At 62.4% G+C, this 13,298-nt stretch carries 12 protein-coding genes; 5 read left to right on the top strand and 7 right to left on the bottom strand.

Annotated features, from left to right (window positions below):
* Positions 1-617 precede the first annotated feature (617 nt).
* A complete protein-coding gene (locus LAN64_01090) occupies positions 618-2,132 on the bottom strand; it encodes an RHS repeat-associated core domain-containing protein (GenBank protein ID MBZ5566423.1) in 1,515 nt (504 codons plus the stop codon).
* Positions 2,133-2,316: 184 nt separating this feature from the next.
* On the bottom strand, positions 2,317-4,110 hold the full coding sequence (locus tag LAN64_01095) for a TonB family protein (protein MBZ5566424.1): 1,794 nt from the start codon (positions 4,108-4,110) through the stop codon (positions 2,317-2,319).
* 107 nt (positions 4,111-4,217) lie between these two features.
* Between LAN64_01095 and LAN64_01100 the strand changes: the two genes are divergently transcribed.
* From LAN64_01100 to LAN64_01120, 5 genes are all read left to right on the top strand, one after another.
* Complete coding sequence (locus LAN64_01100) at positions 4,218-4,730, top strand: hypothetical protein (protein MBZ5566425.1); 513 nt, start codon at positions 4,218-4,220, stop codon at positions 4,728-4,730.
* A gap of 93 nt (positions 4,731-4,823) precedes the next feature.
* Positions 4,824-6,689, top strand: coding sequence for a hypothetical protein (locus LAN64_01105; GenBank protein ID MBZ5566426.1), 1,866 nt, complete (start codon positions 4,824-4,826; stop codon positions 6,687-6,689).
* Positions 6,686-7,627: an ABC transporter ATP-binding protein gene (locus LAN64_01110; GenBank protein MBZ5566427.1), complete on the top strand. Its 942-nt coding sequence runs from the start codon at positions 6,686-6,688 to the stop codon at positions 7,625-7,627. Before LAN64_01105 ends, LAN64_01110 begins: the two co-directional genes overlap by 4 nt.
* Entirely contained in the window at positions 7,624-8,427 is an 804-nt protein-coding gene (locus LAN64_01115) for an ABC transporter permease (GenBank protein MBZ5566428.1), read from the top strand. Before LAN64_01110 ends, LAN64_01115 begins: the two co-directional genes overlap by 4 nt.
* Before the next feature lie 276 nt (positions 8,428-8,703).
* A complete protein-coding gene (locus tag LAN64_01120) occupies positions 8,704-9,225 on the top strand; it encodes a carbonic anhydrase (protein MBZ5566429.1) in 522 nt (173 codons plus the stop codon).
* A gap of 135 nt (positions 9,226-9,360) precedes the next feature.
* Here LAN64_01120 and LAN64_01125 read toward each other — a convergent pair whose 3' ends face one another.
* From LAN64_01125 to LAN64_01145, 5 genes are all read right to left on the bottom strand, one after another.
* Positions 9,361-9,891, bottom strand: a complete 531-nt coding sequence (locus tag LAN64_01125; GenBank protein MBZ5566430.1) for a ferritin family protein — start codon at positions 9,889-9,891, stop codon at positions 9,361-9,363.
* Positions 9,892-10,014: 123 nt separating this feature from the next.
* Positions 10,015-10,278 carry a hypothetical protein gene (locus LAN64_01130; GenBank protein ID MBZ5566431.1) on the bottom strand — a complete coding sequence of 88 codons (264 nt, stop codon included), beginning with the start codon at positions 10,276-10,278 and terminating at the stop codon, positions 10,015-10,017.
* 18 nt (positions 10,279-10,296) lie between these two features.
* Positions 10,297-10,671, bottom strand: a complete 375-nt coding sequence (locus LAN64_01135) for a hypothetical protein (GenBank protein ID MBZ5566432.1) — start codon at positions 10,669-10,671, stop codon at positions 10,297-10,299.
* A gap of 138 nt (positions 10,672-10,809) precedes the next feature.
* Positions 10,810-11,493 (bottom strand): response regulator transcription factor, encoded by a 684-nt coding sequence (locus LAN64_01140; GenBank protein MBZ5566433.1) that lies wholly within the window; start codon positions 11,491-11,493, stop codon positions 10,810-10,812.
* Positions 11,486-13,273: a hypothetical protein gene (locus LAN64_01145; GenBank protein ID MBZ5566434.1), complete on the bottom strand. Its 1,788-nt coding sequence runs from the start codon at positions 13,271-13,273 to the stop codon at positions 11,486-11,488. The genes LAN64_01140 and LAN64_01145 overlap by 8 nt, the downstream gene beginning before the upstream one ends.
* Positions 13,274-13,298: the final 25 nt, after the last annotated feature.

Consider the following 13,298-nt stretch of genomic DNA (forward strand, 5'->3'; position numbering starts at 1 on the left):
CGCAGCCGGACCAGATACTCTCGGCAAGCTGCCTCTGTCGAAAAGCGGGCCTCAAATTCAGCCTGATTTCGTGGATAATCCTCCATGGCAGGCCATACTACATCTTGGGGTCACCTGAGTGAAGTAGATACCCCATTTCTTCGAAACCCGCGAAGGGTGGGCCACCCACACCATCTATTCGGTTGAATAGGTGGGCCACCCGCCATTCATTTACCTGGGCCACCCGCTGGGTCGTTTGTTGCCGCCTCACCTTAGGCCTAAGCTCCCCGGCGGCAGGGAAGGATTGTATCTGTCCAGTTTCGGCGGCAGCAGCACTAATCCGATTGGAGCAAGCACAGCGCCGATGACAACCGCAGCAACAATGATGCACGCGATTAGTGCTATGCCGCGAACGTGAGCTACGTAACTCAATATAAATCCCAGCACTGCACCTATAATCTGGACCTTGATATGAAATGCTCGTGGAACACAGAGATTACACCTGCAATTGGGGCAAGCAAAATAGGGATAGCGCGTGTGGCGTACTTCGATTGTCCCACCACACTCTGGACAGCACATATGTCCCACATGCTGCCCGGCTTGGCTCGTCAACGGCATTTCCCCGCTTCTGACTGGGCTCAACACCCGTAATATACCTGGCATTGCCTGTACGCCCATGTAGCCGTACGCCACAAGGTACCCAACGGCCCGGGTGAGCCCATCCTTCCAGCTGCACGCAAGAGCCGCTGTGTTGGGTCAAGGCCCAAAGCTTCGGCCGAAGCCCAACCGTACACCGACAAGTTGTACGCCTGACCGTAGGCGGTCCAATAAGCTCCAGCAATTGTCGGCGCTGTACCTGCAACTACGAAGGGAGCAGCCAGTACCATAGTCGCCACTGCAGCAGTATTCACCGCCCCGGCCGTATTGCGCATAATGTTCCCGCAGGTCGGACACTGCGCAGAATTTCGGAAGATATCCCACCTGACGGGCACATCTCCGTTAGGGAGCGTGCCGTTGTTTGCGGCAACGATGCTTCCTCCTGCGTCCACCCAAGTTCCGCCACCGAAATAAAAGAACGCGCCGTTAATCACTTCTGTGCGCGAGTTGTCCATCCAAATCTGCCAGTCGCTCCCCTCTGCACGTGCCCGGGTCTGACCGTAAACGCCCTTCAAGTAGTCCCCGTAAGCTTGCCGCATCGGGTGGGTCCAGCCGCTTTGGTTTCGAAACTGCTGCGTCTGGTAGCGCAGCCAAGCTCCACCGAAATCTCCCGCCACGAGACTTCTTTGACTCGCATCTGTGATCGCTGAAAACGGGTTAGCGCAGCCGGTCGTGCAATCGTCGAAAAGACCGAGAGGATCGATCAGGTTCGTAGGATTGTTCATCACATACGCATACCGATTCAGGGACTGCGGATTGGACGGGTCCACCGCCGCCAGCCCCGCCGGGTCTGGGCTCATCCAGCGGCCCGGATTGGAGCTGTAGTCGCGGAACCAGAAATGATCCAACCCGCTCCAATAGTCGAACGGCTCCCCGGTGAACTGGTTGGCGCTGGTATAAGGCCCGGTGCAGGACTTGCCGTCGCCAAAGGCCAGGCTGGTGCAGACGTTGACCACATTCCCCTGCGGGTCGGTGCGCACCCGTTCCGTGCCCAGTCCGTCGGCATGCGTGAAATACGTGGTGGAATTGGCGTACGTGACCAGATGCCGGCCTCCGGCGAATACTTCCCCGCGCGACAGGCTGCCGCTGTCGCCCAGCACGGCGATCATCTTGCCGGAAATGTCGTATACGTAGTCATTCAGACCGCTGGGCTGATTGGCCCCTTGCAGGATGCGCGCGCGCCGCCCCTCGGCATCGTAATAATACGTGCTGCCGCCCGCCGCGTAGCCGCCATCGACGGCGATCACCCGCCCCTCCGCATCGTAGGTGTAGTAGTGGGAACCATCATAGAGCACGTTGCCTGCCGCGTCGTACTGGAATTCGGGGACCTGATGTTTGGCGTTGAAGTTGTACCAGTGGTTGTATCCCGACCCGCCGGTCAGATTTTGGTGCCAGCGGTTGGGGGCTGGCCCACCCTTTTCCCGGTAACTACTCTTGAGGTTGCCCCACCCTTGTCGCTCCCGGGGTTGGAGCGACAGGGTGGGGAGGGATAGCATCCAGAAGCGAGATTTCCCACTCTCCACAAGGCTCCAACCCCACAGTCCGGCCCGCCACGGTTACCGTGCCAGTGTCATGGTATACCGTGCGTATGTTGTTGGCTCCATTGAAATGGAGGGGGGAGGGGGGAGTATAGGTTTACCAGATAGTTACTAGATTCTCAAGCCGAGATTCTGCGCTTCTTCAGAACGGCATTTTCCTCACCGCGAACGGAATCTGCACTACTGCTTCCAGATCGACCGCCGATCCATTCTTCATCGCCGGATAAAATTTCCAGCGCGCCAGCGCCACGCGCGCGCTCTCATCCAATCTCTCTTCCACTCCGCGCAGCACTTTCACTTCGCCTACCGTTCCGTCTTTGTGGATCACCGCGTAGAGCATGACCGTTCCTTCCACGCGGTCGCGCATCAATTCCGCCGGATACGAAGGATCCACTTTCACCCGCGCTTGTGGCGCGATCACGTCGCCCTTTGACGACGATTCCTTCAACTCCGCGAAGCGAATGATCCAGCTTCCGCCCGCGCTCGTCAGGTTCGGCATGTTCAGCGTCATCGAGTAATAGCGCTTCCCGCCGAACACCTTCTCTTCGATCCTGCTTGGCGCATTCAGCGTTGGCGCACTGCGCGACGCGTGCGGAATGTCCGCCATGCGCGGCTTTGCCAGCGACGCCATCGTTGTCGGCGGTTTCGGAGCGCTTGCAGTCGACTTCAGAACATCCAACGGATCGCCTTGCGCGACCACGCCTCCTGCGCTAGGACTTGAAGGTCCAGGCCCAACCGAAATTCCCGGCGGACCCGATCCTCCGCCGTTTCCGCCTCCGCCATTCGATCCGTGTCCAGCTCCGCCGTTCGTTCCGCCGCCCTTGATGTCAGGCGTTCCCGGAGCATTGGGATTTCCTACCGGCGTGGCCGCGAACTTCCCGTAACGACTGCCGTTGGGAACGTCGATGGGACCATGCACGGCCGCGGGATCGAGCCCCAGCGCGATCAGTTGTCCCGCCGCGCGCTTGCCATTGCCGATTCCGCCGACATCAGGCGCTGGCTGTACAGCCGCGCCGCCCGTGCCGTTCGGCGCGACCTGGCCCGCGCCCTCAGAGCCAGCGGTTGCGGTGCGTTGCTCGGGAACTGAAAGCTTGGGTGCTGCAACTGTTGGATCGAGTCGCGCCACATTCATCGCGCCCAGCGGACGCGCCGCCGCACTGGAGGAAACTGGAGGCGCGATCACCGACGGCTCAGGGATGTTGGGCAGGCGCGTCTTGGACTTTGCCGTTTCCATCGAAGGTGGAGGCGCGACAACTTCGGGTTGCCAGGCAGCCGCAGCCTTGGAGCGCAGCGCGTCCGCGGACGGCGCAGGCGCGACGACCTCCGGCGTGAACGCCGGCAGTCTCGCCGCCGACTTTATCGCCGCCTCTGGAACCGGCGCCGGAACAGGCGTCCACGCCACCAGGTTCGGCATCGACACATCCTTCGGCAGCTTGATCTGGCTGGCCGTGACGATGGTCTGGCGGAAATTGTCGGGCGCAGGCGGAAGCGAGATGATGCGCTGCTTCGCCCACTTCGGTTCGCCCTTGCGCTCTTCTTGGGCAGGCGCGGGCGCGCTGCCGGTGTCGATGGCTGGCAAATACTCCGAAACGCTGTAGTAGGTGATCTTGCTGTTGTCGAACGGGCTGCGGCTCCTGACCGGCGCGCGCGGTGCCCACGTCACCGACATCCCGTAGACGACCACAATCGCGAACACGTGATGGAGCGCCGACGACGCCATGCTGCGCCAAGCGACCGGACGCTCGACGAATACGTCGGGCCAGAACGGCGCGTGCCGTGACGTCAGCGATGGTTCCGGTATTGCGGGGTAGAAGAAAAGATCGCGCAGGTTTTCGGCAAACACCTGATGTCCTGCCGGCCATTCCACCAGCAGAGTTAACCTAGTAACTGCCTCTTCTGTGCCCTCGGAGCGCGTTCCCGGATGTGTTCTAATCATGGGAGTCGATCAGGATTCTTATGATGCAGACACTCAGGGATAGCCCCAGGAAGTCGGGAGCCGCTCGTCCCGAGTCTCCAGACAACGCGTTCGTCCCAGGATGCGGAATGCAAGCGCTCGCGACTCGCCGCTTGCGACTCGCGACTGTGTTTCTCCTGCTGGCGAGCGCGGCCGCGTGGGCGCAATCGCAGCCGCCCAAGAGCGCCTCCGCACCCGCCGCCTCCAACGACGTCTCCGGCATGTACACTTTCCTGCGCGAAGGCGAGTTCGTGGAGGTTGACGTGGAACCGGACGGACGCGTGAACGGATTCGTCTCGCGCTACGGCGACCTCGACAGCGACCGCGGCGCCTTCCTCGACCACATGTTCACCAAGGGCTCGATGCAAGGCAATAAGCTGGCGTTCACCACGCGGTCGGTGCACGGCATCTCGTTCGAGTTCAAAGGCACGGTGCAACGCGGAGAAGGGAAGACGCCCGGCGCGGAAGCCTACTGGACAATCAAGGGCACGCTGACGCAGATAACCGAGGACAAAGACCACAAGCAGACGGCGCAACAGCGCGAAGTGGTATTTAAGTCGTTTCCGGCGGAGGCGATGGTGGCGCCGCAGAAGCGGGACTGAAGCCGCTGCAGGCTACAGGCGTCACCCGCAAGAAAGTCGAATCGCTTTCCAGGTTCCAGCTTGTAGTCCGCACTGCGAAGGTTCGCGCATAGAATGCCACTTGCCTCCTATTCCCGGCCAGTGTTCTTTGACGCCAACGTAAGCATGCGTCTGCTGCCATGCATGCTGTTGTTGCTGCTGTGCGCGGCGGCGGCGCTTGCCGCGGACGAGAAGCTGCCGCCGCAGTTCGGGCCGCTGCATATCCTCGAAGTTGGACTCAACGGCGAGTACGTCGGCGGTCAGCCGACGTCAGTGCGTCTGCGGATCGCCAATCCGCGGGCGCAGCCGCTGCGCCTGGACTTGCGGGTTAACGCTGCTTCCCGCACTCCGAATCAGCGAGCCATGTTGGGTGGCGGTGACAGCTTCACCGCGCAGATCGTTCTCGATGCCAACGAGACACGCGAACTTGAGCTGCCGGTTATTCTGCCCTATGCGAACGCCGACATGCGGATGGAGGCAAGCGCCACAGCAGCAGACGGCCGCGTCTTCGCCTATGACCGCATCAAGGGGGACAAGCTCTCCACGCGCTCCGTGGAAGGCAATGTCGGCCTGCTCTGTGGCGGCGACCAGACCTGCAAAGATGTGCAACAGCAGGCGCAGTTCAGCGGCACCATGGAAGAACGGGTCGATAAGAACAAGAAGCTGCACTTCATTACCGTGCTAGGCCCGCGCGCGCACTGGTGGCCGTATTCCACTCTGCAGTCAATGGTCGTAGCAGCGCCCATGAGCGGCTACACGCCCGGCCAGCGCGCCGCGATCGAAGACTTCCTGCGCCGTGGCGGACGGCTGATCTTGCTGGAGAAGGAGATCGCCGACCCGGACTTCCTGGCGCCGTATCGCCAGGGCGCAGCCAGCGGCCAAGCGGTGCGGGTCAGCCGCGGCAAGCTGTACCGGATCGCCAGCCTGAAGAGCCAAACCTTGGGCAGCGTGTTTACCGGCGGCATGCTGACCGACCTGCTGGCAGCTTCGCAGGGACAGTATCAGTGGATGCCGAACCGAGCTAGCGAGGAAATGAACTGGTTCCGCCGCCATGCTGCGACCCAGTTCACCTTCCCGCGGCTGCGTTGGCTGCTGATCTGGCTGGCCATCTACATCGTCGTGATTGGACTCGTGAACTTCGCCATCCTGCGCCGCCTGCGGCGGCTGGAATGGGGCTGGCTGACCATCGTTGCCGGCGCGCTGCTCTTTGCTGCCTCGTTCTATGTTTCAAGTTCGCTGCAACGGCCCAAGCACTTCACCCTGGACAACCTCGCCATCTACTGGATGGACCAGCGCAGCCCGAATGCCTATGCGACTTACGGCCTGCGCATCTCCGCGCCCGAGCGCCGCACCATGACGCTCAGCCTGGCGGAGCCGGAGGCGATCCTTTCCAACCCCGACCGGAAAGCGCTCGACAGCGTTGATATCGGCGCCCAAATCCGCGAGCAGCGCATCGCTCCGGGCATGGAGTTCCGCCTGGGACCTCCGCAAGAGATCGATGTTTCCTTACTGCGCTGGTCATTCTCCGACCACAGCTTCGAGGGCCCGCGGCGATTCCGCGGAAGCGTGCGGGAGGTTGCCCCCGGGCGTTTGCGTAACGAGACCGGAGTGGAACTGCGGGAGGCGATATTCGTGGACTTCAGCGCGAAAAAGGTGTGGACGCTCGGGACACTTGCGCCGGGCGCGGAAGTGTCGCTGGCCGATGTTCCGGCAAAGCCCTTGTATGAATACGATAAGCAACTGCGTCAAGCGCAGGAGAGTCCCGCGCAGCAGCGTTCGGGGCCGCCGTCGCTGTCCGAATTGGCCCGCATGTCGTATGTGCAGCGCCTAAGCGGCCGGGTTGTGCTCGGACTGAGCGGCACTCCCACCTTGGCCGCGCGGCTGGCGGGAGTTGCGTACGCCAGAAACGACCAGGCGCTGCTGGTGGTGGTGTTCGATTGATCGACATCGAGCACGTTCGCAAGAGTTACAACGGCACGCGCGCACTGGACGACTTCACGCTGCACGTCGGACGCGGCGAACTGTTCGGGCTGGTCGGTCCCAACGGCGCGGGCAAGACGACGCTGATCAAGACCCTGGCCACGTTGCTGCGGCCGCAGAGCGGAAGGGTCGCCATTGACGGAAAGGACCTAACCCGCAATCCGCAGGCGATCAAGCGCGTGGTCGGCTACCTGCCCGACCAGCCGGGACTCTACCAGGAGATGAGCGTGCGCGAGTTCCTGGAGTTCTTTGCCGACGCGTTCGCGCTTAGAGGTGACAAGCGGAGATCGGCAGTGGCGCGCGCGCTGCAACGCTCCGGGCTGGAGGCGCGCAGCAGCGCCTACGTGGAAGAGCTGTCGTTCGGCATGAAACAGCGGTTGTTGCTCGCCAAGACCTTGTTGCACCAGCCGCGAGTGCTCCTGCTCGATGAGCCGGCGACGGGACTGGACCCCATCGCGCGCATCGAGTTGCGCCAGCAGTTGCGCGCGCTCAATGAGGAAGGCGTGACCATCCTGATCTCGTCGCACATCCTCAGCGACCTGGAGGACATTTGCACCAACGTGGCGCTGATCGCGCAAGGCCGCAATGCCAGGGATGCCGAGGGGCGGGCAGTGATCCCGTTACGCGAGAAACAGGCGAAGGCGCTGGTCTACGAGATCGAGGTGCTGGGCGATCCGGCGGCTGCCATGGTCGCCCTCACTGCGGCGGCTGGAACGCGGCTGCTGCAGCAACAAGGCCCAACACTGCTGGTGGAAATCACCGGCGCAGCCAGTGAAGCGGCCGCGCTGTTGCGAACCCTGATCGCGGGCGGAGTATCCGTCGTGCGTTTCCTTGCTCGCGACGTGGGATTGGAAGAGGAGTACCGGCGCGCGTTCTCACCGCCGGGCGGCAAAGCATGAACCCGATGATCCGCAAGGAGGTACGCCAGCGCATGCGCGAGCGGCGCGGGTGGCTGCTGCCGTCTCTGTACCTGGTCGCACTGGGTGCGGTAGTGGTGTTTGCCTATTTCTTAGCCACGGTGGACCGCCCGTATGCCGAAGTGCAGGGCTCGCAGATCGGCGTGGCGTTATTTCTGACTGTCGCCTTCGCGCAACTGGCGCTCCTGCTGCTGCTGGCGCCGATCTTCAGCGCCGGCGCATTGACCATCGAGAAGGAACAACGCACGCTGGCAGGTCTGCTCACCTCGCTGCTGACGGTCAATCAGATCTGGTGGGGAAAATTCGCGGCGTCGCTGCTGTTCGTCGTGCTCCTGCTGGTGACCAGCCTGCCGGTGATGAGCCTGGCCTTCGCCTTTGGCGGGATCGGGCCGTGGGAAGTGTTCATTGTGACTGCCACGACGATCATCATCCTGGCCAGCATGAGCGCCGTGGGGCTGTACTGGTCTTCGGTCTTCCGGCGCAGCATGCACGCTACCGCGGTGGGCTACGGGACGGTGATTGTGCTCTGCGTGGTGACGGCAATCCTGTTTTTCGTGCGCCTCAGCATGATGCACCAGGGCGCGGCCATGTGGGCAGCTATACCTCTGGACGTTCGCGCCCCGATCTATGCCAATCCGTTTTTTTTCCTGCTGGTGTCGTTGTCAGCGCCGCGACATTTGTACCCTGATTGGGCAGTGTGCTGCGGTATCTTTGCCGTGCTCGGATTGATCGCGGTGGCGCTGACACTGCGCAACTTGCGACGCAGTGGGGAAGTGTCGTGAGCGGGAACCGGACCCGTCCCGCCCAAGTCCCGGGCGAGACAAGGGCGGAGCGACCGTATTGTCTTAAATCTCTTTGTGACCGAATCGCGGGACGAATCATCTCTTGTATCCGACTATGATGTCTTTCCCACTCTGCATGATCGTGCTTGTGCCTTGCTGTCGTCGCGGCCTCAGCGGCCCGGGGCGTTGGCGCGGTTTCTGATCTGAGTCGAGTTCCAGCCTCCCAGCCGCTCCCCGCGAGCGGCATTCTAATTTGCGCAAAAAGGAGAACAAACGATGAGTACGACCGACGATCTGCTGCAAGCTAACCAGCACTACGCACAGAATTTCGATTCTGGCAGCCTGGCGATGCCACCGTCCAGAAAGGTGGCGGTGGTGGCGTGCATGGATGCCCGCCTCACGGTGGAACAGATTCTGGGGCTGAAGACCGGCGATGCGCACGTCATCCGCAATGCCGGCGGGATCATCACGGAAGATGCTCTGCGCTCCTTGCTGATTTCGCACCACCTGCTGGGCACGCAGGAATTTCTCATCATCAACCACACCGACTGCGGCATGCTGACCTTCAAGGATGACGATTTGCGGCAGCATCTGGAGAAGGCAACGGGCACGGCGGTGGTCGCGCCGGTGCACTTCCATGCCTTTTCGGACTTGGAGGAAAATGTCCGGCGGCAGATTGATCGTGTGCATTCGCACCCGTGGATTCCCAAGCACATTCCGGTGCGCGGGTTCGTTTATGACGTGACGACGGGGAAGCTGCGCGAAGTGCAACGACCGGCCAGGCAAGTGGCGGCGTAGTGGACTCGAAACATCGATCCTCAGTTCGCGTCGCGACCAGCGCGCGCCGCGAACTCAGGATGACACCATTGTCATTCTTGCGGCTGAAGAAGACGTGTTCGGCAGTTCAGGACCGTCGCTCGCCTAACGACAAGTTCAGACCACGTCGCCACCGCTGACGGCGCGCCTGGCGTCGTTGAGCTTGCGGCGGAGAAACTCGGTGTGGTCAGCTTCGAAGTTGGCGAGTTCAGCGTACATATTGCGCTGATTGCGGTCAGAGGTTCTTTCCACCAGTTGCGAGTAATAACGCATGGCGGTCTGCTCGGCCTCGAGCGCGACTTGTAAGGCGGCGGTGCGCGGAGCAATCGAGGCATGGCCGCGGGAGAAGGCAAACAACTCGCCGCTTTCCAGCTTGGGAACTTCCAGCAACTCGCAAACGTCCTCTTCGGTGACGACGCAGGCTTGCGTACCGTAGCGCTCGAAATAGCGCTCCTGCAGCATGGTGCCGTGACCGCGCTCTTCGGTGGCCATGTCCCAGAAGACTTGCGCGATCTCCAGCGAGTCGGGATCCTTGAATTCGGCGAACAGTTCGGCGAACTGCTGGTAGAGCTCGGCGTTGCGCTCTTCGATGAAGATGGCGACGTGCAGCGCTTCTTGCGGGGTCAGCGAAGTGAATTCCCGTTTCATACATGCTCCCAGGAACAGACAACCCGGCTTGGAAAAACAGTTTATAACGGACGCTGACGGGCGCAGCCGGCGGCAAGCGATGAAAGCGAACAAATCCACTCAGACAATTCCTAAAATGGAACCTCAGGCCGCGATGGCCGGCCCCGAGGTGGCGCGCGGCCGTGGCGGCAGACGGCGCACCACGACCCGATCGTTGACCCGGCACACGGTCATGGTCTGCGAGCAGGCCTCGCACAGCCAGAAGCGTTCGACGTGGTGTTCGACGGCGTGGTCCCAGACGGCGTAGGCGCCACGCAATTCCGGGCCGGACAGCAGGGTGAAGATGCGGCCTACGTGGAGGTAGCGAAACGACGCGAAGCAGGCCGGGTTGGCGCACTTGGAAAGCATCGCGCCTCCTTCTGCTGATCAGGCACTGCGCGTCAGGCGCTCTTGCTCAATACGCGCGATGACGGCCCGCAACCAGGCGATCGCGGCCCCTTCCAGCTTGGCCTGATTGTAGCCCGATTCCAAGGTGGCGACGGTTTCTCCCGACGGAGTCAGCGGAATATGGTGGCAGGGAACATTCTCGTTTCGGGACGACTCCGGAACGAAATCGATGAGCATGCATTCCGCGCACGGGTGCGGGCGCCGGGGTTCGCCGAAGTTGAGGCAGGTGATGGAATCCTGGAAGATCGAGGTCGGCGTTTGCGAAGTGTGGACGGAGCGGCCGTAACCGCCCTGCTCGAGGAAGTTGAGTTCGAACTTCAGGACTTCAAGGACGTCGCGCTCGTCAGTCGCCATGGCAGCACCTCCGCGGACCTGAAGCGATTGTAACCCGCTAAGCACAGGGAGCTGTGACTTTCCTCACGTCTAGTTGTGACGGATGGCCACTTCCACCCGGACCGGTGCGAGATGAATCACCTGCGAACCTGACACGGCTCAGGCTCGCGCCGACCGCGCCGTCCTCTCCTTGGTTACCAGGCGGTGCTCGAGGGCGAACAGGGCCAGCTCCAGGCGGGTGGAGACGCCGAGCTTGGCGAAAATGCTGGTCAGGTGGTGCTTGACCGTGTCCTCCCGCACGTTGAACTTCTGCGCCATCTCGCGATTGCTCGAGCCCTCGACGATGGCGGCCACCATCTGCATTTCGCGCCGGGTCAGGCCGTAGCGGTTGCCGGGCTGCTCGGGAGCGAATTTGCCGAGCACCAGTTGCTGCAGGTCGGGCACGCTGTCGCGACCGACCCAATAGCTGCCGGCCATGACGGCGGTGATGCTCTTGAGCAAGAGCTGGGTCGCCGATTCCTTCAGCACCACGCCGCGGGCGCCGAGTTGCAGCGCCTCAACGATCTGCGGGCGCTCCACCGAGGCGGTGAGCAGAATGGTACGCACGGGGCTCTTGGCGAGGCTGAGCTCGCGCAAGGCCTCCAGGCCGGGCATGCCGGGCATGGCGAGATCGAGCAGCAGGATGTCAGGCTTCAGTTCCTGCGCCAGGGCGACAGCTTCGGCGCCGTCGGCGGCTTCTCCGACCACGCGCAAATCGGGCTCGGACTCCAGCAGCCGGCGCAGGCCGTCGCGGAAGATAGGGTGATCGTCGGCGATGAGAATGCGGATAGGAACGTTAGACATAGCCGGCTTGTGACTTCTGGGGCAGAGTAACCTGCAGACGAGCACCCTGGCCAGGCTGCGATTCTATCTCCAAATTGCCGCCTAGCATACGCACACGTTCCTTGATGACGCCCGGGCCTTTTCGGCAAGCGTCTAATTCGGCCAGAGACTTCTTGCCGACGAAGGCGAAGCCGCGGCCATCGTCTTCCACCGCCAGCGTCCATTGGCCTTCCTGCGCGCCGAAGCGGACGAGCACGCGCTGGGCTCCGCTGTGCTTGCGCACGTTGGTCAGCGCCTCCTGGGCAATGCGAACCAGCTCGCGGCAAGTGCGTGGCGAGAGCTCGACTTCTTCCAGCGCAGTGGCGAATTCCGCGGCAATGCCGGTATCGCGGCGGAAGCGCTCGACGGTGTCGGCGAGGTGGTCGAGGAGCTGGCCGGAGCTGACCTCAAGCGGACGCATCTGCTGCATCATAGTGCGCAGGGCGAACACCTGTTCCCGCAGCAATTCTTGAATGCGTTCCAGGCGGGGCGCGACCTGAGCGGGGTTGTCTACGCGCGAGACCTCGCGGCGTAGGACGTCCACCTCCATTTCCACCGCGATCAAGGCCTGGATGGCGCCGTCGTGCAGCTCGCGGGCCACCCGTGCGCGTTCGATCGCGCCAGCGCGGGAACGGAGCCGCCGCAACAGGTACACGTTGTAAATGGCCGGCGTGATCTGGCGGATCAGCTTCTGGGCAAAGAACACTTCCTTGAGCCTGTCTCGACCGGTATTGGCGTCGTACAGCAGCAGGTATCCGGTCCATTCCTCTCCCATGCTGAGCGGGGTGGAGAGCACGGATGCCGCATCGTTGACCTGCGGAAATTCGGCCGGCGACCACAAGGAATCAGTGTGCGCGCGCTGGCCCTCGGCATCAACCTCCCAAGTGCTCCACGTCGATCCGCGCCGCTGCGCATAAAAGCTGTGCGTCGGCAAGGATGCGGTGTAGCCTGCGCGCTCCTCGGCGCCGACCTCCGACCAGCCAATGCTGTTGTGGCCGTTGGGCTTCGCTTCGGAATGCCACAGGAAGACGCGTTCGGAAGCGTTCTGACGAAGGACGGCCAGGGCCCGCGGCGCCGTGAAAAGGCGCATGGTTGCGCCAAGAATTGCCTGCATCGAACTGCGCAGGCCGGCCTCCACCCGCGCCAATCCGGCGATGCGAGCAATGAACCTGCTCTCGGCGCGCAACTGCTTTCCTTCCTCGGCAAGGTAACCCAACAGGGCACCGAGAAGGATGAAGTAGGTGGAGCGGATAACGAAGCGATTCACCTCGTAGTCGCCTTCCAACCAGGTTCCAAGCGGATGGCCGAAGGTCAACAGCGCCGCCTCGGAGGTCATGACGGCCACGGTGGCCACGGCGGTGGCAAAGGTCTCGAGAAAGCCCCAGCGGAACGCCGCGGCCGTCAGCACGAACACGAAGTAGAGGAAAAACGCGCTATTGGGGCCTTCGGAGAACAGCGTCACCACAGCGGGGAACGTCAGGTCGAGGAGATGGATCCAGGGAAACGAGGGCACGGCGGCCTCGGCGCGGTTCAACATGCCCCACACGACGACGCTGTACACAACGTAGGAAATCAATACCCCGTAGGCGACATTGGCATAGCGGCTGGGCTCGGTGGGATCCAAGTAGATGGCCAGCAAGCCGGCGCAGGCCAGTAGTACGCGGGCCGAGGCGAGCACCCGCTCCACCCGGCGGCGCTCGTCGAGATCGACGGGCGCACCCAAGCGAATTAGGAAACGCGGGGTGTTGCCCAGCGCGAGCATGGATCCTGATTCTGTCACTTTAACC

The organism is Terriglobia bacterium (assembly GCA_020073185.1).
In the GTDB taxonomy this organism is placed as follows: domain Bacteria; phylum Acidobacteriota; class Terriglobia; order Terriglobales; family Acidobacteriaceae; genus JAIQGF01.

Coding starts and splice junctions, on each gene's coding strand:
- LAN64_01140 (MBZ5566433.1), bottom strand. CDS start 11,493: ATGTCTAACGTTCCTATCCGCATTCTCATCGCCGACGATCACCCTATC.
- LAN64_01105 (MBZ5566426.1), top strand. CDS start 4,824: ATGCCACTTGCCTCCTATTCCCGGCCAGTGTTCTTTGACGCCAACGTA.
- LAN64_01100 (MBZ5566425.1), top strand. CDS start 4,218: ATGCAAGCGCTCGCGACTCGCCGCTTGCGACTCGCGACTGTGTTTCTC.
- LAN64_01090 (MBZ5566423.1), bottom strand. CDS start 2,132: ATGCTATCCCTCCCCACCCTGTCGCTCCAACCCCGGGAGCGACAAGGG.
- LAN64_01120 (MBZ5566429.1), top strand. CDS start 8,704: ATGAGTACGACCGACGATCTGCTGCAAGCTAACCAGCACTACGCACAG.
- LAN64_01130 (MBZ5566431.1), bottom strand. CDS start 10,278: ATGCTTTCCAAGTGCGCCAACCCGGCCTGCTTCGCGTCGTTTCGCTAC.
- LAN64_01115 (MBZ5566428.1), top strand. CDS start 7,624: ATGAACCCGATGATCCGCAAGGAGGTACGCCAGCGCATGCGCGAGCGG.
- LAN64_01095 (MBZ5566424.1), bottom strand. CDS start 4,110: ATGATTAGAACACATCCGGGAACGCGCTCCGAGGGCACAGAAGAGGCA.
- LAN64_01125 (MBZ5566430.1), bottom strand. CDS start 9,891: ATGAAACGGGAATTCACTTCGCTGACCCCGCAAGAAGCGCTGCACGTC.
- LAN64_01145 (MBZ5566434.1), bottom strand. CDS start 13,273: ATGCTCGCGCTGGGCAACACCCCGCGTTTCCTAATTCGCTTGGGTGCG.
- LAN64_01135 (MBZ5566432.1), bottom strand. CDS start 10,671: ATGGCGACTGACGAGCGCGACGTCCTTGAAGTCCTGAAGTTCGAACTC.